Source organism: Zhihengliuella sp. ISTPL4 (genome assembly GCF_002848265.1).
Lineage (GTDB): Bacteria > Actinomycetota > Actinomycetes > Actinomycetales > Microbacteriaceae > Microbacterium.
The window spans coordinates 215,646-237,470 of record NZ_CP025422.1 but is presented as its reverse complement, the minus strand read 5'-3'; the positions used below and the strand labels follow the sequence as shown (position 1 = coordinate 237,470).

Annotated in this window: 20 protein-coding genes; 14 read left to right on the top strand and 6 right to left on the bottom strand. The window is 71.7% G+C overall.

The features are described from left to right. The first annotated feature begins 63 nt into the window (after nucleotides 1-63). From CYL12_RS01085 to CYL12_RS01075, 3 genes are all read left to right on the top strand, one after another. A complete protein-coding gene (locus tag CYL12_RS01085; RefSeq protein ID WP_101844758.1) occupies nucleotides 64-1,050 on the top strand; it encodes a hypothetical protein in 987 nt (328 codons plus the stop codon). Between the two features lie 78 nt (nucleotides 1,051-1,128). Continuing rightward, a complete protein-coding gene (locus CYL12_RS01080) occupies nucleotides 1,129-2,727 on the top strand; it encodes an acyl-CoA carboxylase subunit beta (RefSeq protein ID WP_101844756.1) in 1,599 nt (532 codons plus the stop codon). Further along, the gene (locus tag CYL12_RS01075; protein WP_101844754.1) at nucleotides 2,724-2,966 is read left to right on the top strand and encodes an acyl-CoA carboxylase subunit epsilon; all 243 of its coding nucleotides are present in this window, start codon (nucleotides 2,724-2,726) and stop codon (nucleotides 2,964-2,966) included. The genes CYL12_RS01080 and CYL12_RS01075 overlap by 4 nt, the downstream gene beginning before the upstream one ends. A 196-nt stretch (nucleotides 2,967-3,162) precedes the next feature. Here the strand turns inward: CYL12_RS01075 and CYL12_RS01070 are convergent, their stop codons facing one another. The 4 genes from CYL12_RS01070 to CYL12_RS01055 are packed head-to-tail and all read right to left on the bottom strand — an operon-like array spanning nucleotide 3,163 to nucleotide 7,354. After that, nucleotides 3,163-4,185, bottom strand: a complete 1,023-nt coding sequence (locus CYL12_RS01070) for a hypothetical protein (RefSeq protein ID WP_101844750.1) — start codon at nucleotides 4,183-4,185, stop codon at nucleotides 3,163-3,165. Beyond that, nucleotides 4,182-5,417 (bottom strand): sensor histidine kinase, encoded by a 1,236-nt coding sequence (locus CYL12_RS01065; RefSeq protein WP_101844747.1) that lies wholly within the window; start codon nucleotides 5,415-5,417, stop codon nucleotides 4,182-4,184. Before CYL12_RS01065 ends, CYL12_RS01070 begins: the two co-directional genes overlap by 4 nt. Beyond that, on the bottom strand, nucleotides 5,407-6,066 hold the full coding sequence (locus tag CYL12_RS01060) for a response regulator (RefSeq protein ID WP_101844745.1): 660 nt from the start codon (nucleotides 6,064-6,066) through the stop codon (nucleotides 5,407-5,409). The genes CYL12_RS01065 and CYL12_RS01060 overlap by 11 nt, the downstream gene beginning before the upstream one ends. 43 nt (nucleotides 6,067-6,109) lie before the next feature. Beyond that, nucleotides 6,110-7,354 carry a class I SAM-dependent RNA methyltransferase gene (locus CYL12_RS01055; protein WP_101844743.1) on the bottom strand — a complete coding sequence of 415 codons (1,245 nt, stop codon included), beginning with the start codon at nucleotides 7,352-7,354 and terminating at the stop codon, nucleotides 6,110-6,112. A 23-nt stretch (nucleotides 7,355-7,377) separates the two neighbouring features. Here CYL12_RS01055 and CYL12_RS01050 point away from each other — a divergent pair, with 23 nt between their 5' ends. Both CYL12_RS01050 and CYL12_RS01045 read left to right on the top strand, forming a co-directional pair. Then, nucleotides 7,378-8,013 (top strand): Maf family protein, encoded by a 636-nt coding sequence (locus tag CYL12_RS01050; protein ID WP_101848620.1) that lies wholly within the window; start codon nucleotides 7,378-7,380, stop codon nucleotides 8,011-8,013. A 78-nt stretch (nucleotides 8,014-8,091) separates the two neighbouring features. Next, nucleotides 8,092-9,858, top strand: coding sequence for an acetyl/propionyl/methylcrotonyl-CoA carboxylase subunit alpha (locus tag CYL12_RS01045; RefSeq protein WP_101844741.1), 1,767 nt, complete (start codon nucleotides 8,092-8,094; stop codon nucleotides 9,856-9,858). Nucleotides 9,859-9,978: 120 nt separating this feature from the next. Here the strand turns inward: CYL12_RS01045 and CYL12_RS01040 are convergent, their stop codons facing one another. Continuing rightward, nucleotides 9,979-11,427 (bottom strand): NAD(P)H-quinone dehydrogenase, encoded by a 1,449-nt coding sequence (locus tag CYL12_RS01040; RefSeq protein WP_060923621.1) that lies wholly within the window; start codon nucleotides 11,425-11,427, stop codon nucleotides 9,979-9,981. A gap of 48 nt (nucleotides 11,428-11,475) precedes the next feature. Here CYL12_RS01040 and CYL12_RS01035 point away from each other — a divergent pair, with 48 nt between their 5' ends. From CYL12_RS01035 to CYL12_RS01025, 3 genes are read left to right on the top strand one after another with little or no spacing between them, the layout of a single operon-like run. After that, entirely contained in the window at nucleotides 11,476-12,309 is an 834-nt protein-coding gene (locus CYL12_RS01035; protein ID WP_101844739.1) for a purine-nucleoside phosphorylase, read from the top strand. Then, on the top strand, nucleotides 12,306-13,976 hold the full coding sequence (locus CYL12_RS01030) for a phospho-sugar mutase (RefSeq protein ID WP_101844737.1): 1,671 nt from the start codon (nucleotides 12,306-12,308) through the stop codon (nucleotides 13,974-13,976). Before CYL12_RS01035 ends, CYL12_RS01030 begins: the two co-directional genes overlap by 4 nt. A gap of 2 nt (nucleotides 13,977-13,978) precedes the next feature. Continuing rightward, on the top strand, nucleotides 13,979-14,242 hold the full coding sequence (locus CYL12_RS01025) for an HPr family phosphocarrier protein (RefSeq protein ID WP_101844735.1): 264 nt from the start codon (nucleotides 13,979-13,981) through the stop codon (nucleotides 14,240-14,242). 3 nt (nucleotides 14,243-14,245) lie between these two features. On the opposite strand, the gene CYL12_RS01020 is transcribed toward CYL12_RS01025, so the two are convergent. Continuing rightward, nucleotides 14,246-16,168: a BglG family transcription antiterminator gene (locus tag CYL12_RS01020; protein ID WP_101844733.1), complete on the bottom strand. Its 1,923-nt coding sequence runs from the start codon at nucleotides 16,166-16,168 to the stop codon at nucleotides 14,246-14,248. 163 nt (nucleotides 16,169-16,331) lie between these two features. Between CYL12_RS01020 and CYL12_RS01015 the strand changes: the two genes are divergently transcribed. From CYL12_RS01015 to CYL12_RS00990, 6 genes are read left to right on the top strand one after another with little or no spacing between them, the layout of a single operon-like run. Beyond that, nucleotides 16,332-16,649: a PTS sugar transporter subunit IIB gene (locus CYL12_RS01015; RefSeq protein WP_101844731.1), complete on the top strand. Its 318-nt coding sequence runs from the start codon at nucleotides 16,332-16,334 to the stop codon at nucleotides 16,647-16,649. Next, the gene (locus CYL12_RS01010; protein ID WP_101844729.1) at nucleotides 16,646-16,930 is read left to right on the top strand and encodes an HPr family phosphocarrier protein; all 285 of its coding nucleotides are present in this window, start codon (nucleotides 16,646-16,648) and stop codon (nucleotides 16,928-16,930) included. Before CYL12_RS01015 ends, CYL12_RS01010 begins: the two co-directional genes overlap by 4 nt. Next, a complete protein-coding gene (ptsP, locus tag CYL12_RS01005; protein ID WP_101844727.1) occupies nucleotides 16,927-18,612 on the top strand; it encodes a phosphoenolpyruvate--protein phosphotransferase in 1,686 nt (561 codons plus the stop codon). The genes CYL12_RS01010 and ptsP overlap by 4 nt, the downstream gene beginning before the upstream one ends. Next, nucleotides 18,609-20,243: a PTS mannitol transporter subunit IICB gene (locus tag CYL12_RS01000; RefSeq protein WP_101844725.1), complete on the top strand. Its 1,635-nt coding sequence runs from the start codon at nucleotides 18,609-18,611 to the stop codon at nucleotides 20,241-20,243. Before ptsP ends, CYL12_RS01000 begins: the two co-directional genes overlap by 4 nt. Further along, on the top strand, nucleotides 20,240-20,674 hold the full coding sequence (locus CYL12_RS00995; protein ID WP_101844723.1) for a PTS sugar transporter subunit IIA: 435 nt from the start codon (nucleotides 20,240-20,242) through the stop codon (nucleotides 20,672-20,674). The genes CYL12_RS01000 and CYL12_RS00995 overlap by 4 nt, the downstream gene beginning before the upstream one ends. Continuing rightward, complete coding sequence (locus CYL12_RS00990) at nucleotides 20,671-21,825, top strand: mannitol-1-phosphate 5-dehydrogenase (RefSeq protein ID WP_101844721.1); 1,155 nt, start codon at nucleotides 20,671-20,673, stop codon at nucleotides 21,823-21,825. Before CYL12_RS00995 ends, CYL12_RS00990 begins: the two co-directional genes overlap by 4 nt.

Here is a 21,825-nt window from a genome sequence, read left to right as displayed (position 1 = left end):
CCCCCGTCCTGCGCGGACGGGGGCTCTCGGTGTTTTCGCGGACGAGCTTCATAGGATCGGCGCATGGCCCCCAAGGTGCACAAGATCCACTCCCTGCCGGACGACTCCCCCTGGGACAAAGGCGTGCCGCCGGTCGGCTCCGCCGAGCACCCGATGATGGTCCGCGGCCTCGACCGGGTGCTGTCCATCCAGCGACCGCTCGTCCTCGCGCACATCCGCAGCATCCGCCTCCGCAATCCGCACGCCACTCCGGACGAGATCATCAGGATTCTGGAGCGGCGCTACCTCGCCGCCGTCACGACCGGCGGCGCCGCGGTGGGCGCGACCGCCGTCGTGCCGGGGATCGGGACGGGCATCACGCTCGCGCTCTCGGGCGTCGAGACCGTGGGTTTCGTGGAGTCGACCGCTCTCTTCGCCCAGTCCGTGGCGGAGGTGCACGGCATCGCCGTCGGCAACCCCGACCGCGCCCGGGCGCTCGTGATGACGCTGATGCTCGGCAAGGAGGGCGTCGACCTCGTCGGCCAGCTCGCCCGGCAGGTCGCGGGGCGCGGCAGCAGCCGCTCGGCGTACTGGGGCGAGCTGGTCACGAAGTCGCTCCCCCGCGCCGCGGTCGGCCCTCTGGTGGATCAGCTCAAGGGCATGTTCGTGAAGCAGTTCGCCGCGCGGGGTGGGGCGTCGTTCCTCGGCAAGGCCATGCCGTTCGGGATCGGAGCCGCGATCGGCGGCGCGGGCAACCACATCCTCGGTCGGCGCGTGCTCACGACCTCCCACCGCGCGTTCGGTGCCGCGCCGCTGACTCTTCCGGCGGAGCTGGAACCCGTACCCGGCGCAGAGAAGATGGAACTGCGGATGCTCCGCGGGGCGCGCTACGCCGGCAACGCGGTGGCCGGCGCGGCAGGGACCGTGGCGCGGGGCGCGGGATGGGTCGGACACCGGGTCGGCGAGCTCACCGTGCGCCGGCGAGCGCACGGGGCGGACGAGATCGAAGCCGCCTCCGATGGCGACCACGATCTCCCGCCACACCCGGGTTCCACCGCGACGGCGGAGTGAGCGATCACGCACCTCACCAAAGGATCCGCCGACCCGTTGTGCTGATCATCCAACGGACGGCGCAGACCCGACGCTAGGGTGGAATCCGTGACGGACAAGCCCGACCCCTTTACCACCGCCGGAAAGATCGCGGACCTGCGCGCTCGCTACACCGAGGCCGTCGTCGACGCCGAGGCGAAGGCGAAGGAGAAGCAGCACGCGAAGGGCAAGATGACCGCCCGCGAGCGCATCGAACTCCTCGTCGATCCCGGCAGCTTCGTCGAGTTCGACGAGTACGTGCGGCACCGCACCACCGCGTTCGGGATGGATCGCTCGCGCCCGTACGGCGACTCCGTCGTCACCGGCGTCGGCACCGTCCACGGCCGCACGGTGGCGGTGTACTCGCAGGACTTCTCCACCTTCGGCGGCTCACTCGGCGAGGTCGCCGGCGAGAAGATCGTCAAGATCATGGAATTCGCGCTGGCCGGCGGGATGCCCTGCATCGGCATCCTCGACTCCGGTGGCGCGCGCATCCAGGAGGGCGTCGTCGCGCTCGGCAAGTACGGCGAGATCTTCCGTCTCAACACCCGGGCCTCGGGCGTGATCCCGCAGATCTCGATCATCATGGGCCCGGCGGCCGGCGGCGCCGTCTACTCCCCCGCCCTCACCGACTTCGTCATCATGGTCGACAAGACCAGCCAGATGTTCGTCACCGGCCCCGACGTGATCAAGACCGTCACCGGCGAGGACGTCGGCATGGAGGAGCTCGGCGGCGCCTACACGCACAACACGCGCTCGGGTGTCGCGCACTACCTCGCCGAGGACGAGGACGACGCGATCGACTACGCCCGCACCCTGCTCGGCTTCCTGCCGGACAACAACATGGCGGAGCTGCCCTCCTACGAGAGCGCGTTCGAGTTCGAGACCACCGACGCCGACCGCACGCTCAACACGCTCATCCCGGATTCCCCGAACCAGCCGTACGACATCCACACGGTGATCGAGCACGTCGTCGACGACGGCGACTTCCTCGAGGTGCAGCCGCTGTTCGCCCCGAACATCGTCATCGGCTTCGGGCGCATCGAAGGTCGCTCCGTCGGCATCATCGCCAACCAGCCGTCCCAGATGGCGGGCACGCTCAACATCGAGGCCGGCGAGAAGGCGAGCCGGTTCGTGCGGTTCTGCGACGCGTTCTCGCTGCCGATCGTGACCCTCGTCGACGTGCCGGGGTACCTGCCAGGCACCGACCAGGAGTGGACCGGCGTCATCCGCCGCGGTGCCAAGCTCCTCTACGCCTACGCGGAGGCCACCGTGCCGCTCGTGACGGTCATCCTGCGCAAGGCGTACGGCGGTGCGTACATCGTCATGGGCTCGAAGCAGCTCGGCGCCGACGTGAACCTCGCGTGGCCCACGGCTGAGATCGCCGTCATGGGCGGCCAGGGCGCCGTCAACATCCTCTACCGCGGCGAGATCCGCAAGGCGGAGGAGGCCGGCGAGGACGTCGCGGCGGTGCGCACGCGTCTGGCGAACGAGTACACGTACAACGTGGCCTCGCCGTTCCTGGCGGCCGAGCGCGGAGAGCTCGACGGCATCATCGAGCCGGCGAACACGCGCGTCGCGATCGCGAAGGCCCTGCGGGCGCTGCGCGGCAAGCGGGCCGAGCTGCCGCCGAAGAAGCACGGGAACATCCCGCTGTGAGCGCTCAGGAAACCGCCGGCGACGAGACGGCACCGGCACCGCTCCTGCTGGAGATCACCCGCGGCAGCGCCACGGAGGAGGAGCTCGCGGCCCTCATCGCCGTGCTCGGCGATGCCTACGCGAGCGAGCAGGCGGAGGCGACGGTCGAAGAGCCGCGGGTCTCGGCCTGGACCCGTACGCAGCGACCGTTGCGGCGACCGCTGCGCCGGGACATCCCCTGGGGACGTTTCTCCGGCTGACGCCCGTCACGGATTTTGTCCCCCAAAATACCTACAGACAACCGTCGCGCGACCCCGCAGACTGAAGGGGACGCTTCGCGTTCGGCTGGTCTCTCTGTCCCAGGGTAGACAGACGCTGATCGGCCACCAGCGGACGGTTTTCGGGTAACTGTCCGCACGGCGAGGGGCAGGCGGATTCGCCGCCCCTCGCCCACTCTCACTTCCGTATGTCGGAGGGCGCTGCGCGCCGCTGCCTGGCGATCTCGTGCCAGAGGTCCACGGAGTCGTCGTCAGAAGCCCGCAGCCCCGCGCGGCCGACGACGGTCACCGCCACCAGCGGATCCCGCGCCGAGCGGATGATGATGCGGCCGGTTCCGGCGCTTCGCATGACCGACGCGAGCTCGTCGCGGATCTCCATACGCCGGCCCTCGTCCACCCCGTCCAGCCCACCCTCGTCGAACACGGTCACCGAGGCGCCTCGACGACGAGCGGCATCGATCGCGTTGCGGACATCGTCGTTGAGGAGATCCGCGCCGCGCAGCTCGTCGCGGAGGCGCCCCTCCGCGAGTCGAGCCTCCAGGCGCTCGTCCTCGTCGAGCTGCCCGCGCGACGCCACCACCCGGCTGAGGATCGGACCGGCCACCGCGAGGGCGAACTGCGTCCGCAGCCGACGCTCGCGCTGTCGGACGCGCTGCGTCGCGTGCCAGGCCGAGACCGCCTGCTGGATCTCGGACAGCCGCTCGGTGTCGCTCACGGCACGGTCCCAGAACATCACCAGCAGTTGGGCGACCGCCACCCACATGATCGAACCCACGACGCCGAGATTCATCGCCACGCCCATGCCGAGGGCCAGCGATGCGGCGATCACGAGCACGGCCAGCGTCGCCCAGCCCACCCAGGGCTGCCGCCGCACCACGCAGACGACGCCCAGGAGGCCGATCGCGCCGATGTACCAGGTGGCGAACGGCGCCGTGCGATCGGCGGGATCCAGCGAGAGCGTCACGAGCGCGGGGATGAGCACGCTCGCCCCGAGAGCGAGGAGCGCCGACCACAGCGGCATGCGGACGGTGGCAGGGCTCCCGAGGATGGCGATGTTCACCACCACGAGGTAGACGGCGATGGCGAGGACCATGAGCAGCGGCGCGGTCGGCTGCTCGATCCACCAGATCCCGCGGGCGACGAAGTACAGGGCGAACCCCACGGCGAGCGAGGTCGCGACGCTGCGTACGGTCCGATTCATGAGCGCTCCCACCCGAGGGTCACGACGGTGCCTCCCGCGTCGGAGGAGATCTGCGCCGTCCCGGCCACGCCGGCCATGCGCGCGAGGATCGAGGCGCGGATGCCGAGGCGATCCGGACCGATCGCCTCCATGTCGAACCCGGGGCCCGTGTCGGACACCACGACGGCGATGCCCTCGTCGCCGTGTCCGACGACGAGGATGTGCAGCCCGCGACCGTGCGCGTGCGTCGCCGCGTTGCCGATCGCCTGGCGTGCGGCCAGGACGATGGCCCTCGCGGCCCGCCCGGGGATGAGGCCGTTACCGCCCCGTTCCTCCACGATCGCGTCCGCACCGAGCTCGGAGAGCGCCCGGCGCAGCTCCACGACGATCTGGGCGGCGCCCACCGGCTCGTCGCTGCCCTCCTCGGCCACCGCCGCCTCGGTGTTCGCGAGCCGGGTGAGGGCCTCACGGGCCATCGCCACCGCGAGTTCTCTGGCCCGCTCCCCCTCCGCGCGTTCGGCGGCGATGAGCGCAGCCAGCACGCTGTCGTGCATGAGCGCCGACATCGCGACCCGTTCCTCCTCCGCGGCGGCAGCGGCGGCCGCCGTGGCGTACGACGCCACCGCGGTCCCTCGGGCCTCGTCCACGCCCGCGGCGACGGAGCGGAACATCCACCCGAGCGAGACGATCACGACCCCGAGAATGAGGGTGAAGGACACATCGAACGCGGTCGTGACCCAGAATTCGCGGGAGAACTCGCCCTGCACCAGCCGCACGTAGCCGTAGACGAAGGGCACTCCGACGGCCCACGCGAACTGCAACCGCACGGGGAAGGCCAGCATCGCCGCCACCACGCCGACGTTCACGAGGAAGAAGATCCACGGCTGGTCGCCCGCCACCTTGTCGGTGGGGTCGACGACGACCGGCCACGCGGCGAGCGCGAGGACGTAGACGACGGCGAAGACCCCGGCGGTCAGGCGCACGCCGCGGCCGATCAGGCACGCCACGAGCATCGCGGTCAGCGGGACGAAGACGGCGACGAGCATCGCGATGTGCGGCACGTCCGCGCGGGACAGCGTGTGCACGGCCGCGATCAGCGCCTGCGCCCCGAGCACCGCGGAGCCCAGCGCGACGACGATCGCGAGGATGCGCTCCATCCGCTTGCCGGTGAACCGCTCGAAGCCGTTCTCCGCGCTGCCGGGAGACGGGATCTTGCTCCAGGCGTCGCGGACGCTCAGCGGCTCAGCGGGCACTCGGCGCCCCGTCGGCCGTCACGATGCCGTCCTCCATCGCACGCCGCAGCAGGTCGACCTTGGTGGGCGCCGGTCGGCCGACCTCGACGTACTTCACCCGGATCCGCGTGATGTTCTCCTTCGCCGTGGAGTATGCGACACCGAGACGTTCGGCCACGGCCTTCAGCGGGAGGCCGGTCGCGTACAGGCGCAGCACCTCTCGCTCCCGCATCGAGAGCTGGGCATCGGCGAAGGCTCGATCGCCGTCGACCGCGCTCGCCCATTCGACGTTGTTCAATGCCTCGCCCTGGGCGACCGTCCGGATGGCGTCGAGCACGTCGTCGAGCGCGGACGACTTGCTCACCACCCCCGCGGCACCGGCCGCGAGCGCCTCACGGACCGCTGCCGGCCGGTCGGCGACGCTGTGGATCACGACGCTGGCGCCGTCGGCCACCAGAGACACGACGTTCTCCGTGACGGTCGTCCCGTCGCCGAGCGTGAGATCGAGCACCACGACGTCGGCGGGTGGGGCGCCCGTCGAGGACCGCCACACGAGATAGGAGCCGACCGTGCTCCCGGTGAACACGACCGTCTGCCCGTCCCTGGCGCACGCAGCCTCGAGGCCGAGGCGGACGGACTCGTGGTCGTCGATGAGGGCGACGGTGCTCATGCCCACAGCCTAGTGAGTCGCAGACCCGGGACCGGGAATGCGCTCACCGGGTGAGGAGGGCGACCACCTCGAAGTGGTGGGAGTGCGGGAACAGATCGAAGCCCCGGAGGGCGTCGACCCGCCAGCCCAGGCCGCGGAAGGTACCGAGGTCCCGAGCGAGGGCGACGGGGTCACAGGCGACGTAGGCGATCGCGGACGGAGCGAGCGCATGCACACCCTCCACGACCGCGCGTCCGGCACCGGAGCGGGGCGGGTCGAGCACGACGGCCCCTGCCGCGCCCCCGCGTCGCGGCTGCTGCAGGTAGCGGTCGACGCGGGCGGTCACGGCGGTCACCTCGAGCGGCGCGAGGTTCGCGGCGGCGTGCTGCGTCGCGCGGCGGCTGGACTCGACGGTGACGATGTCGGTACCGCCGAGATCCGCGAGCGTCCGGGAGAACAGCCCGACGCCGCCGTACAGGTCGTAATGCGTCGCTTCGGGTTCCACGTGCCCGTCGAGCAGCCCGTACACGGCACCGTCGAGCACCGAGGCGGCGCGAGGGTGCACCTGCCAGAACCCACCGGCGTCGACGTCGAACGCGCGGTCTCCGACGCGCTCCTGCACCACCTCGGGCTTCGGCCGCGGGCGCCGGCCCTTGGGCGCCCGGCGCTCGGTCTCGGGGTGGCGGAGCATGCGCACGCGGCCGTCCGCCGGCTCGACGAGCTCGATGCGTCCTGGCTGCTCTCCGTGCAGGGCGAGGGCCGCCTCGGCGATCGCGGGGCGGGCGAGCGGGTACGACGACACGGGCACGACGCGGTGGCTGCGGGCCGCGAACGGTCCGACCCGCCCCGCGTCGTCGACGTGCAGGGTCACCCGCGTGCGCCAGCCGGTTCCGTCTCCGGACTCGACGGCCTCGATCTCCGGCGCCTCGAGCCCCGGGCCGGCGAAGCGGTCGAACGCCTCCGTCAGCACCTGTCGCTTGAGCACGCGCTGCTGGTCGAGCGCGATGTGGCCGAGGTCGGCGCCGCCTGGCCGCTGGGCGGGGTCGTGCGCGACGTCCGCCTCGGGCCAGATGTGCGGCCGGCGATGCGGGGAGGCGTCCAGGACCTCGATCGTCTCGGCGCGCCAGAAGCTCCGGGTGTCCGCCTCCCCGGCCCCCGCGGAGGGGTCCAGGAGGCGGGCGCGGACCCGCTCGCCCGGGATCGCGTCCGAGACGAAGACGACGCGTCCCTCGTGCCGAGCGACGAAGGTGCCTCCGTGGGCGATGCCGGTGATGTCGAGTTCGAGCACGTCGGCTGCGGAGGAAGTCATCCTTCGAGGATACGGTGGTGCACATGCGCGTCTGCCTCGCCTCCACCTCCCCCGCCCGGCTCATGCTGCTGCGTCAGGCCGGCATCGAACCGCTCACGCTGTCGCCGGAGGTGGACGAGGATGCCCTCGCCGCGGCGGCCGAGGAGCGGATGGGCCCCCTCGCTCCCGCCGATCTCGTGCTCCTGCTCGCCCGCGCCAAGGCCGCCGCCGTCGCCGAGCGGCTGGCCGCCGAGGGCGTGTTCGACGGCATCGTGATCGGCGGTGACTCGATGTTCGCGCTCGGGGAGCGGGTGTACGGCAAGCCGTACACCCCGGAGGAGGCCACCCGGCGGTGGCAGGAGATGCGCGGCGCCACCGGCGTGCTGCACTCCGGGCACTCCGTGTTCCGCGTCTCCCCCGGCGCCGAGCCCGTCGAGGCGACAGCGGTCGCGGAGGCCGCCGTGACGTTCGCCGAGGACATCAGCGATGAGGAGATCGCCGCGTACGTGGCATCGGGGGAACCGCTGCATGTCGCCGGAGCCTTCACCGTGGACAGCCTCGGCGGCGCCTTCATCACCCGGGTCGAGGGCGATCCCTCCACCGTCGTGGGGATGTCACTCTCCACCGTGCGCCGTCTCGCTGCCGATCTCGGAGTGCGGTGGACGGATCTGTGGTCGTAGACTCCCCTCCACGTTTTTCCCTCTTTCTTGTCGAGAGTCGTCAAAAGTATCGGGATGCTACTCGCTAGGCTGACAACCATGCCTGCAATCGCGAAGGTGCTCGTCGCCAACCGCGGCGAGATCGCCGTCCGCATCGTCCGTGCCGCTCGTGACTCCGGGATCGCCTCGGTCGCCGTCTACGCCGACCAGGATCGGGACGCGCTGCACGTGCGCCTCGCTGACGAGGCGTATGCGCTCGGTGGCGCGACCAGCGCCGAGACCTACCTCCAGATCGAGAAGATCCTCTCCGTCGCCCGCCGCGCCGGCGCCGACGCCGTGCACCCGGGATACGGGTTCCTCGCGGAGAACGCCGAGTTCGCGCGCGCCGTGATCGACGCCGGGATGATCTGGATCGGCCCCTCCCCGGAGGCCATCGAGGCGCTCGGCGACAAGGTCACCGCCCGCCACGTGGCCGAGAAGGTGGGCGCGCCCCTCGCGCCCGGCACCCCCGGCCCGGTCTCCGGTGCCGACGAGGTCGTCGCCTTCGCGCAGGAGTACGGTCTGCCGATCGCGATCAAGGCGGCCTACGGCGGCGGCGGTCGCGGCCTCAAGGTCGCCCGTGAGCTCGACGAGGTCGAGGAGCTGTTCGAGTCCGCCACGCGCGAGGCGGTCGCCGCGTTCGGCCGCGGCGAGTGCTTCGTGGAGAAGTACCTCGACAAGCCCCGCCACGTCGAGACCCAGTGCCTCGCCGATGCCGAGGGCAACGTCGTCATCATCTCGACCCGCGACTGCTCGCTGCAGCGTCGACACCAGAAGCTCGTCGAAGAGGCACCCGCCCCGTTCCTCACGCCCGAGCAGAACGAGAAGCTCTACTCGGCGTCCAAGGCCATCCTCAAGGAGGTCGGCTACGTCGGTGCGGGCACGTGCGAGTTCCTCATCGGCGCCGACGGCACGGTCTCCTTCCTCGAGGTGAACACCCGCCTCCAGGTCGAGCACCCCGTGTCCGAGGAGGTCACCGGCATCGACCTCGTCCGCGAGCAGTTCCGCATCGCCGCCGGCGGCACGATCGACTACGACGACCCCCAGCCGCAGGGCCACTCCATCGAGTTCCGCATCAACGGCGAGGACCCTGGTCGTGGATTCCTCCCCCAGCCCGGCCCGATCCACGTCTTCAAGACCTTCGGCGGCCCCGGCATCCGCCTCGACTCCGGCGTCACCGCCGGGGACGCGGTCTCCGGCGCGTTCGACTCGCTGCTCGCGAAGATCATCGTGACCGGCAAGGACCGCGCCGAGGCCCTGGAACGGTCGCGTCGCGCCCTCGACGAGTTCGAGGTCGCCGGCCTGCCCACCGTCATCCCGTTCCACCGCAAGGTCGTCCGCGACCCCGCCTTCACGGCCGAGGACGGGACGTTCGGCGTGTACACGCGCTGGATCGAGACGGAGTTCGACAACGACATCCCCGCCTGGGACGGCGAGCTCGAAGCGCCGGCGCCGACGAACGCCCGCCACACCGTGGTCGTCGAGGTCGGCGGCAAGCGCCTGGAGGTCAGCCTGCCCGATCGCGTCGCGGTCGCTCCCGGCACCACCGGCCGCCCCGCGGTCGTCCCGCCGTCGCGCCGCAGCCACGCCACGGTCGCCAACACCGGGGCCTCCGGTGACGCGGTGAAGTCGCCGATGCAGGCCACGGTCGTCAAGGTCGCCGTCGAGGAGGGTCAACAGGTCGTCAAGGGCGACCTCGTCGTCGTCCTCGAGGCGATGAAGATGGAGCAGCCGCTGCAGGCCCACAAGGACGGCGTCGTCGGCAACATCGACGCCGACGCGGGCACCACGGTCTCCGCCGGCCACCAGCTCCTCACGATCTCCTGACCCCGAGACCCCGCTTTCACGCCGAGACCCCGGGCTGCAGATGTCTGCAGCCCGGGGTCTCGGCGATTGCGCGGGGTCTCGGCGATTGCGCGGGGTCTCGGCGATTGCGCGGGGTCTCGGTCAGGAGATGTTCACGAGGTGCATCGCGCGGCTCGCGTCGGTGATGCTGCTCGAGAGCGAGGGGTACGCGGCGAACACGCGGGAGACCTGGTCGACGGTGAGACGACGCTCCACTGCGATCGCGATGGGGTAGATCAGCTCCGAGGCCTTCGGCGCCACGATCACGCCGCCGATGACGGTGCCGGAGCCCTTGCGGGCGATGAGCTTGACGAAGCCGTCCTTGATGCCCATCATCTTCGCGCGCGGGTTGGCGGCCAGCGGGAGCTTGTAGACCATGCCGTCGGCGAGGCCGTCTTCCACGTCCTTGACGCCGTAGCCGACGGTCGCGATCTCCGGGGCCGTGAAGATGTTCGAGGTGATCTTGATGAGCTCGAGCGGGATGACGATGTCACCCAGCGCGTGGAACACCGCCGTGCGGCCCTGCATCGAGGCCACCGAGGCCAGCGGGAAGAAGTTCGTGCAGTCGCCCACCGCGTACACGTTCGGCACCGAGGTGCGCGCGACGCGGTTGACCCGGACGTGACCGGAGTCGTCGAGCTCGACGCCGGCCTCCTCCAGGCCGATGCCCGCGGTGTTCGGGATCGAGCCGACCGCCATGAGGCAGTGGCTGCCCTCGACCGTGCGGCCGTCCGACAGGGTCACGGTGACGCCGTCGCCGACGACCTCGACCTTCTCGGCCCGCGACTTCGACAGCACCTGCATGCCACCCCGCTTGAACACCTTCTCCAGCACCCGCGCCGCATCCTGGTCCTCACCGGGGAGCACCTGCTCGCGGCTGGAGACGAGCGTGACCTTCGCGCCGAGGTTCATGTAGGCGGAGGCGAACTCGGCGCCGGTGACGCCCGAGCCGACGACGATGAGGTGCTCGGGCAGCGCCTTCATGTCGTAGAGCTGGGTCCACGTGAGGATGCGCTTGCCGTCGGGCTTGGCGGAGTCGAGTTCGCGCGGCGAGGCGCCGACCGCGACGACGATGGTGTCGGCCTCGACGCGGTCGAAGTCGGTGCCGCGCTCTCCCGTGGAGACGACGATGGCGTTCGGGCCCTCCAGCCGGCCGTGACCGGAGAGGATCCGGACGCCCGCGTCGAGGAGAGTGGTGCGCATGTCCTCGGACTGCTGGCCGGCCAACGCCACGAGGCGCTTGTTCACGGCGGCGAGGTTGATGGCGATCTCCGGCTTGAGCGGCTTGCCGTTCTCGCCCTTGGCGTAGAAGTTCACGCCGAGGTCGCTGGCCTCGGAGATGGCGACAGCGGCATCCGCCGTCGCGATGAGGCTCTTCGAGGGCACCACGTCGGTGAGCACGGCGGATCCGCCGACACCGACGCGCTCGACGAGGGTGACCTCCGCTCCGAGCTGGGCCGCCGCCAGGGCCGCCTCGTAACCGCCGGGTCCGCCGCCGAGGACGGCGACGCGCTGAGTGCGCTCGAAAGTGGTGGAAGACATGCTCTCCATTCTTCCGCAATCCTGGCACCGGAGCCTGCCACTTCCTAGAGTGGATCCATGCCTGAAACCCACAGCAACCCCCTCGACGACCCCTCTGCGAACCCGTTCGAGGTCGCAGCCGAAGCCGCCGCCGACATCGCACGGTTGACCGGCGTCGAGAAGCACGACATCGCCCTCACGCTCGGCAGCGGCTGGGGCAAGGCGGCCGACCTCATCGGCGAGACCGTCGCGACCGTCCCCGCGACCGAGGTCACCGGATTCTCGAAGCCCGCCCTGGAGGGCCACGTCGGCACCCTGCGCAGCATCCGGACGCCGGGCGGGAAGAACGTCCTCGTCATCGGCGCTCGCACGCACTACTACGAGAACCACGGCGTGCGCCGGGTCGTGCACAGCGTCCGCACCGCCGCGGCGACGGGCGCGAAGATCATGGTGCTCACCAACGGCGCCGGCGGCATCCGAGAGACCTGGAAGCCCGGTCAGCCCGTGCTGATCAGCGACCACATCAACCTCACCGCCGACTCCCCGCTGGAGGGCGCGACGTTCATCGACCTCACCGACCTCTACGCGAAGCGCCTGCGCGACATCGCCCGGACGGTCGACCCCACGCTCGACGAGGGCGTCTACACGCAGTTCCGCGGCCCGCACTACGAGACCCCGGCCGAGGTGCAGATGGCCAAGCACATCGGCGGGCACATCGTCGGCATGTCCACCGCGCTCGAGGCGATCGCCGCGCGCGAGGCGGGCATGGAGATCCTCGGGTTCTCGCTCATCACGAACCTCGCGGCGGGCATCCAGCAGACCCCGCTCAGCCATGCCGAGGTCATCGAGGCCGGACGTGAGGCGGAGCCGGTGATCTCCGCCCTGCTGGCCCGGGTGGTCGAGGCCCTGTGAGCGAGGAGCGGCTCGCCCAGGCCCGCGCCTGGCTGCGCCAGGACCCCGACCCGCAGACCCGTGACGAGCTCGCGGGCATCGTCACCCGTGCCGCCTCCGGGGACGAGGCCGCCGTGGCGGACCTGGACGACCGCTTCGGCAGCCGCCTCGCGTTCGGCACGGCCGGACTCCGCGGCGCCCTCGGGGCGGGGAGCAACCGGATGAACCGGGTGCTCGTCTCCCAGGCCGCGGCGGGCTTCGCCGCGTACCTGCGCGAGCGCGCCGGTGGCGGGACGCCCACGGTCGTGATCGGCTACGACGGCCGCCGCAATTCGCGGGTGTTCGCCCAGGACTCCGCCGAGCTGTTCGCCGGTGCCGGCCTGCGGGCGATCCTGCTCCCCCGCCTGCTGCCGACCCCCGTGCTCGCCTTCGCGGTGCGTCATCTCGATGCCGACGCGGGCGTGATGGTGACCGCGAGCCACAACCCGCCGGACGACAACGGCTACAAGGTGTATCTCGGCGGCGACGACGCGGGTTCCCAGATCGTCGCTCCCGCCGATGCCGAGATCGCCGCGCACATCCAGCGCGTCGCGGACAGCGGGGACGTACGGACTCTGCCGCGGTCGACCGCGTACGAGACTGCGGGCGAGGACCTCGTCCAGGCCTACATCGCCGCCACCGCGGCCGTCGCCCCCGCTCCGGCCGACGCCCGCCGGCTGCGCTGGATCTACACCGCGATGCACGGGGTCGGCTGGGAGACGGTCGCCCGCATCCTCGACGCCGCGGGCTACCCGCGGCCCGTCGTGGTCGACGAGCAGCTGCATCCCGACCCGACCTTCCGCACCGTCTCCTTCCCCAACCCGGAGGAGCCGGGGGCGATGGACCTCGCGTTCGCGAAGGCCAGGCGGGCGAAGGCCGACTTCATCCTCGCCAACGACCCGGACGCCGATCGGCTCGCCGTGGCCATCCCCGACGACACCGCCGCGGACGGCTGGCGACGCCTCACGGGCAACGAGGTCGGCCTGCTGCTCGGCGCCCGTGCCGCGCGCGCCGCGGCGGGTACTCCCGGCGCCTCGCTCGCGTGCTCGCTCGTCTCCTCCCCCGGCCTCGGCGCGATCGCCGCCCACCACGGACTGGACTTCCACGAGACCCTCACCGGGTTCAAGTGGATCTCGCGGGCCCCCGGCATCGTCTTCGGGTTCGAGGAGGCGCTGGGCTACCTCGTCAATCCGGAGACCGTGCGCGACAAGGACGGCATCTCCGCCGCGGTCGCCGTGCTCGGACTCGCCGCGGAAGCGCAGGAACGCGGGCTCACCCTCGCCGACCTCGTCCGCGAGGTCGGCGACACGTACGGGCACTTCGCGAGCGCCCAGGTGTCGGTGCGGGTGGCGGACCTGTCGCTCATCGGCACCGTGATGATGTCGTTGCGCACCCTCCCGCCGACGCAGATCGCGGGGCGCTCGATCGCGTCGGCCGAGGACCTGCTGCAGAGCGCTCCGGGGCAGCCCTCCGGAGACGTGTTGCGGTACCGGCTCTCGGACGGCTCCCGGATCATCGTGCGCCCGAGCGGCACGGAGCCGAAGCTCAAGGTGTACATCGACGCCACGGGGGATTCCGCGAAGGCGGCCGCAGCCGCCGTCGCCGAGCTGGAGAGCGGCGTCCGGGTCCTGCTGGACGAGCGCTCCTGACCATGCCCGCCCGTCACGTCGTCGTCAGCGCCCACAACGGCGTGCACGCACGACCGGTCGCGGAGCTCGTGCGCCTCGCGCAGGCGCACGAGCTCCCGGTCACCCTGCGGACAGCGGACGGCACGACCGTGGATCTCCGCAGCGTCCTCGCGGTGATGGACCTCGCGCTCGCCCCCGGCGCCGCTGTGACCCTGGAGACGCCACCGGCCCCTGATGCCGAGCGCGTCCTCACGCAGCTCGCCCTGGTGCTCGCCCCCGACGCCTGAGCGTCAGCCGTCGATGACGGCGACGAGCTCGTCGAGGAAGCCCTCGAAAGTCGCGCTGCGCCGGACGATCCGCTGCACGCTCTCGCGCTCGCTGAACACCTCCACGAGCTGCTCGAACACGGTCTGGAAGGCGGCGCGGTCGCTCTCGCTGAAGGCGGCCAGCGCGACGACCTGCACGCGGCCGTCGCCCCAGGCCGCCGACCCCTCCGCGACACCGACCGCGATCGCCGTCCGGGTCGCCGTCATCTGCAGCGCGTGCGGCACGGCCAGCGCGTCGGTGAACGCCGTGGAGGACATCCGCTCCCGCACGATCGTGTTCTCCACGTAGTCGTCGCCGATCAGGCCCGCCCGGATGAGCGGGGCGCCGAGCCGCCGGATGATGGCCTCCTCGCCGTCGTCCGAGAGCGGATGCACGAAGGCGTCAGGGTGGAAGTAGCGCGCGAGCTCCTCCCGCAGTCGCGCCAGCCGCCGCCCGCGGCGCAAGCGCCCCGCGGCCTGCTGGATGCGGTCGACGTCCGCATCCGTGAGGAAGGGCTGGATGCGCACGAAGCGGTCGCCGGGGGCACCGGGTTCGATCGTGCTCAGCACGAGGTCGGTGTCGAACGACGCCCAGTCCGGGTCGACGTTCGTGACGACGCTGGTGACCTCGATCGCGGAGCCGAGCGAGCGGTCCACACTCGAGCGCAGGAGTTCGTGGAGTTCGTAATAGCCGGGGCAGACGATGGTCGCCGTGAGGATGGACTCCGCCTTGCGGCTCCGTTCCAGCCGTCCCCCGACATGCATCGCGATGTAGGCGATCTCGTCGTCGTGGATAGGCGTGCCGAGCCGGTCGTGCAGACCGCTCGCGATCGACACCGCGACCTCGAAGATCATCGGATACGTCGTCTTCAGCGAGCGGGTGAGCGGGTTGCGGGTGAGGGCGCTCTCCTCGGCGCGGCGCAGGAGGTTCTGCACGTGCAGCGCGAGGCGGAGCACGAAGGTCTCGTCGAAGAGGTCGACGCGGTAGTCCTCCGCAGCCCGCGCGATCTCCGCCCTGACCGCCGCCTCCACGTCCGGGGCGACGCCGCTGCGGGCGAGTTCCTGCGCCGCCTCGCCACCAGGGGCGACGATCCGGGTCAGGACGAGGGAGGCGAGGTGCCCGCTGTCCCCTTCCCCGAGGACCACGGCGAAGTGCTCGGACGCGAGGCGGGCGATCACCGCCCCCACCCGCGGAATCTCCGGTCGCGCCCCCACCGGTGGCGCGTCGAGGGCACGCCCGGCGGCCACCCGCTCGGCGGCGATCGCGATGTGCAGGAGCACGTCGGCGATCGCGAGTTCGTTGACGTAGTAACCGAGTTCGCCGAGCTCGCCCACCAAGGCGGACTTGAACGGGCCGACCGCCTGCGCATCGACCGCGGTCCCGGAGAGGGCCCGCCGGAAGATCTCCGGATGGAACGAGGCGTCGTCCATCTCGTCGTGGGCGAGGCGGCTGAGCAGACGGCGCTGCGCGGCCTCGTCGCCGCGGAGCCGTACCCGCTCGCGGGCGCGCTCGAGGGTCAGATCGGTGCCGTCCAGGAGGCCGCGCACGCGCACCAGGTCCGCTTCCAGCGTCGCCTCGCTCACGTGCAGGGCGTCCGCCGTGTCGAAGACGTCGATCCCCTCCGGCTCGTCCAGCAACAGCCGGACGAGGGCGTGCAGGCGTTCGCGCGGGGCGGAGTCGCCGCCCTGCCGCACGCGCAGGGCGCCGCGCGCGCCGGGGCCCGCTCGATAGCCCGCGGGCCCGGACTCGACGACCGCCGCACCGGGCGTGCGGGCGTTCAGGGCCGCGACGTAGGACCGGATGCTCCGCGGGGTCACGCCGAGGAGATCGGCCAGCGTACCCGCGGTCGCCCAGCCCTCCTCGCGCAGCAGCGCGGCGAGGAGCTGGTCCTGACGCTGGCGCGACATGATCCCTCCGAGTTCCCGTGCTGACGGCACTGTCCGACTGCTCTCCATGATGACAGCCTCCAGCGGCCGGGGCGCGGCGAGGAGGGTTCCGCGGGGGCGGAAGAGAACGTGTTGGTGTCACCGCGGCCGTGTTTCCCAGACTGTTCTCAGGAAGGTGACATCGATGAGGATTCTCGTGGTCTGCGGCGCCGGCGCGTCGAGCACGTTCGTCGCACAGCGCCTGCGCACCGCCGCCGCGGCGGCAGGCCTCGATTGGGATGCGGATGCCGGTGTCGAGAGCACCGTCCCCACCGGCGGACACGACCTCGTCCTCGTCGGCCCGCATCTGCGTGAGCGCCTCGACGCCATCCGCGACCTGACCCGCGCACCCGTCGCCGTCCTGCCGGACGACGTGTTCGCCGACCGCGACGGCGGCCGCACGCTTCTTCTCGCCCAGTCGACCCTCGCCGCCGCCGGCGGGGCCCCGAAAGGAACACCATGACCGCCGCCACCCGCACCGTCCGCATCGGCTCCTCGCACGGACTGCACGCCCGGCCCGCCAAGATCTTCGCGCAGGCCGCGAAGGACTCCGGCCTCGCGGTCACGATCGCCAAGGACTCCGGCAAGCCGGTCAACGCCGCGAGCATCCTCGGGGTGATCGCCCTGGCCATCGAGCACGGCGACTACGTGACGCTCACGGCAGACGGCGACGGCGCCGAGGGCGTGCTGGACACGCTCACCGAGCTGCTGACGACCGACCACGACCAGGACGCCGCCGGATGAGCGGGCTGCGAGGAGTGGGGATCGGTCTCGGCGTCGCGCAGGGACCGGTCGTCCGCATGACCGAGGCGCTGCCCGCGCCCGAGAACACACCGAGCACCGCGGGGGCGGATGCCGAGCGCGCGCGGGTCCGCGAGGCCGTCGCCGTCGTGGCGCAGGAGCTGACCCAGCGCGGCGAGGCCGCCGGTGGCGCGGCGCAGGAGGTGCTCGAGGCGCAGGCGATGATCGCCGAGGACCCCACCCTGCAGGACGAGGTCGACAGCAGGATCGACGCCGGCGCCACCGCGGAGTGGGCCGTGCACGACGCCTTCGCCGGCTTCCGGGCCACGCTCGAGGCCGTCGGCGGCTACCTCGGCGAGCGCGCCGCCGATCTCGACGACATCGCGCAGCGGGTGCTCGCTCGGCTGCGCGGCGTGGAGGCCCCCGGCGTCCCCGATCCTGGGCACCCGTTCGTCCTCGTGGCGCGTGACCTCGCGCCCGCCGACACGGCGCTGCTGAACCTCGACCAGGTGCTCGCCCTCGTCACCACCGACGGCGGCCCGACCTCCCACACGGCGATCCTCGCCAGGGAGAAGGGCATCGTGGCGGTGGTTGGCGTCGGCGACGGACACGCTCTGGCCACCGGGGAGACCGTGATCGTCGACGCGGCCGCGGGTGTCATCACCCGCGAGCCGACCGCTGAGGAGCGCAGCCGCGCCGCCGAGCGCGCCGCCGCCCGCCGGGCCGCCGATGACGCCCCGCTCACTCCCGGCGCCCTCGCCGACGGGACGCCGGTCGCGCTGCTCGCGAACCTGGGGAAGCCCGCAGACGCGGCCGACGCGGTCGCCCGGGGGGCCGAGGGCGTCGGGCTGTTCCGGACCGAATTCCTCTTCCTCTCCGCGACGCAGGCTCCCACGGTGGCCCAGCAGCGCGAGGCCTACCGCGAACTCCTGGAGGCCTTCCCCGGCAAGAAGGTCGTCGTGCGGATGCTCGACGCGGGGGCCGACAAGCCCCTGGCTTTCCTCAACGACGCGCACGAGGAGAATCCGGCCCTGGGGCTGCGCGGTCTGCGGGCGCTCCGCGCGAGCGAGGACATCCTCCGCGAGCAGCTGACCGCGCTGGCCGAGGCCGACGCCGCGACCGACGCCGATCTGTGGGTCATGGCGCCCATGGTGGCCACCGTCGAGGAGACCGTGTACTTCACCGGCCTCGCCCGCGAGTACGGGCTGAAGACGGCCGGCGTCATGGTCGAGGTGCCCGCCAGCGCCCTGCTCGCCGACCGGGTGCTCGCGCACGCCGACTTCGCATCCATCGGCACCAACGACCTCACCCAGTACACGATGGCCGCGGACCGGCTGCTCGGTTCCGTCGCGTCGTTCCAGGACCCCTGGCACCCCGCGGTGCTGCGCCTGGTGCGCGAGGTCGGCGCGGCCGGCGCCCGCCTCGGCAAGCCGGTGGGCATCTGCGGTGAGGCTGCGGCCGACCCGCTGCTCGCCGTCGTCCTCGTCGGCCTCGGCGCGACGAGCCTGTCCATGGCGCCGTCGGCCCTCGCCGACGTCCGCCAGGCGCTCGCCGGCCGCACTCGCGACGACGCCGTCCGCCTCGCGGAAGCCGCGCTCGCCGCGGACGACGCCCCCTCCGCCCGTACCGCTGCGGCGACCCTCGCCACGGCACTCCCCCCTCATCAGAAAGAGACCACATCATGACGACGACGTCACCCGCCGCCACCGCCCCTGGTGGCCTCCGCGTGGGCGTGCAGCGTTTCGGCACGTTCCTCTCCGGCATGATCATGCCGAACATCGCGGCCTTCATCGCCTGGGGCTTCATCACGATGCTCTTCATCCCGAAGGGCTTCTTCGGGGCCGAGAGCCCGTTCGGCTGGCACTGGGCCGGCGTCGCCGAGATCATCGGCGGCGGCGGCGACTCCGCCGTCCTCGGCTGGCAGGGCGCGATGACCGCGGTCGCCGAGGGCGCGGACGGCAACATCCTGGCCTACGTGGGCCTGGTCGGCCCGATGGTCACCTACCTGCTGCCCCTCCTCATCGCGAACACGGCCGGACGCATGGTCTACGGCGAGCGCGGTGGCGTGGTCGCCACGATCGCGACCGTCGGCGTGATCGTCGGGACGAACATCCCGATGTTCCTCGGCGCGATGATCATGGGCCCGATCGCCGCCTGGATCATGAAACAGGTCGACAAGCTCTGGGACGGCAAGATCCGCCCCGGCTTCGAGATGCTCGTCAACAACTTCTCCGCCGGCATCCTGGGCATGATCCTCGCCATCGTCGGGTTCTTCGCCTTCGGTCCGGTCATGCTCGGCATCAGCGCCGCGCTGGGGGCGGCCGTCGACTGGCTCGTGACGCTCAACCTCCTGCCGCTCGTGTCGATCATCGTCGAGCCGGCCAAGGTGCTGTTCCTCAACAACGCCATCAACCACGGTGTGTTCACCCCGTTGGGCATCGAGCAGGCCACGGAGACGGGCAAGTCGATCCTCTTCCTCATCGAGGCGAACCCCGGTCCCGGCCTCGGCCTGCTGCTCGCGTTCACCTTCTTCGGGGTGGGCGCCGCGAAGGCCTCCGCTCCCGGCGCCGCCATCATCCAGTTCTTCGGCGGCATCCACGAGATCTACTTCCCGTACGCGCTCAGCAAGCCGACCACGATCCTCGCGCTCATCGCGGGTGGAGCGGCCGGCGTCACCACGAACATGGTCCTCGGCGGCGGCCTGGCCTTCCCGGCGGCCCCGGGCAGCATCATCGCGGTGACCGCCGCCGCCGTGGGTCCCGGCGTCGCCAACCTGCTGGTCGTGTATCTGTCCGTCATCATCGCGGCGACCGTGACCTTCCTCATCACGGGCGTCATCCTGCGCGCCTCCCGGAAGCGTGACCTCGCCGCCGAGGGCGACACGTTCGGCGCCGCGATCGCGCAGACCGAGGCGAACAAGGGCAAGTCGTCGGCCGCGATGGACGCCCTGCGGACCTCGACCGCGACGACGGCTCCGGAGACCACGCCGGCTCCCGCCGCCACTGCGACCGCCGCCGCGCCGATCGAGACGATCGTGTTCGCGTGCGACGCCGGAATGGGCTCCTCGGCCATGGGCGCCAGCGTGCTGCGCAACAAGCTGAAGAAGGCCGGTATCGAGGACATCACCGTCACGAACGCCGCCATCGCCAACCTCGACGGCACCGCCGACGTGGTCATCACACAGCAGCAGCTGACCGACCGGGCCACGGCGAAGTCGCCGGACTCCCTGCACGTCTCGGTGGACAACTTCATGAACTCGCCGAAGTACGACGAGGTCGTCGAGATGGTCAAGGAACAGCGAAAGGACGAAGAATGAGCGTTCTCACTGCCGAGCAGGTCCGCATCCACCCGGGAGGCGCGTCGCGGGACGACGCGCTCCAGGAGGCGACGGACATCCTCGTCGCCGCCGGTGCGGTGACCCCGGCGTACGTCGACGCGATGCGCCAGCGCGAGGAGACCGTGTCGACGTACATGGGCAACGGCCTGGCCATCCCGCACGGCACGAACGAGGCGAAGGACGCCATCCTCGCCTCGGCCCTCTCCGTCGTCCGCTACGACGGCGGCGTCGACTGGGACGGCGAGCAGGCGCGGTTCGTGATCGGCATCGCCGGCGTGGGCGACGAGCACCTCGACATCCTGTCCCGCATCGCGATCCTCTTCTCGGAGGAGGACGACGTCGCCCGGCTGGCGGCCGCGGCCACGCCGGACGAGCTGTTCGCTCTCCTCTCGGAGGTGAACGAGGGATGAAGGCGGTCCACTTCGGGGCGGGCAACATCGGGCGCGGTTTCGTCGGCTTGCTCCTGCACGAGGGCGGCTACGAGGTCGTGTTCAGCGACGTCGCCGACGCGCTCGTGGAGGCGATCGACCGGGCGGGCTCGTACACCGTGCACGAAGCCGGCCCCGGAGGGACCGACCACGTCGTCTCCGGGTTCCGTGCGGTGAACAGCCGCACGGACCCCGCCGTGGTCGCGGCGGAGGTGGCGACGGCCGACGTCGTCACGACCGCCGTCGGCCCGACCGTGCTGCGGTTCGTCGCCCCATCGATCGTCGCCGGGCTCGCCCTGCGCTCGCCCGATGCCGCGCCGCTGCAGGTGATGGCGTGCGAGAACGCCATCGGCGCCACCGATCAACTGCGGCAGGAGATCGTCGCGGCGGCAGGCCCGGAGGCCGACACGCTGCTCGCGCGTGCGGTGTTCGCGAACACCGCCGTCGACCGCATCGTGCCGGCGCAGCCGGAGGGCGGCGGCATCGACGTCACGGTGGAGCCGTACTTCGAGTGGGCGATCGAGGCCCGACCGTTCGGCGACACCCCGCCGCGCATCCCCGGCGCCCATTTCGTCGACGACCTCGCGCCGTACATCGAGCGCAAGCTCTTCACGGTGAACACCGGTCACGCCGCCACCGCGTACTTCGGCGCGCGTGCGGGCATCGAGCGGATCTCGGACGCCCTCGCGGACGAGGCGATCGCCGCGCAGGTGTCGGCCGCCCTCGAGGAGACCTCGGCGGTGCTGGTCGTCGAGCACGGGCTCGACCCCGCGGACCTCGCGCAGTACCGCGCGACCATCCTGGAGCGGTTCCGCAACCCTGCGCTCGTGGACACCGTGCAGCGCGTGGGCCGGCAGCCGCTGCGGAAGATCTCCCGGCACGAGCGCTTCATCGGCCCCGCCGCCATGGCGGCCGAGCACGGGCTGCCGACCGACGCGCTCGTGGCGGCCGTCGCTGCGGCGCTGGAGTTCGACGATGGCGCCGATGAGCAGTCGGTCGAGCTGCAGACCCTGCTGCGCACCGAGGATGCGGGCGACTTCACCGTCCGCACCACCGGTCTCGATCCCGAGCACCCGCTCTTCCCCGCCGTCCGCGACGCCGTGGCCCTCCGTCAGGCGGCTCTGGCCGGCTGA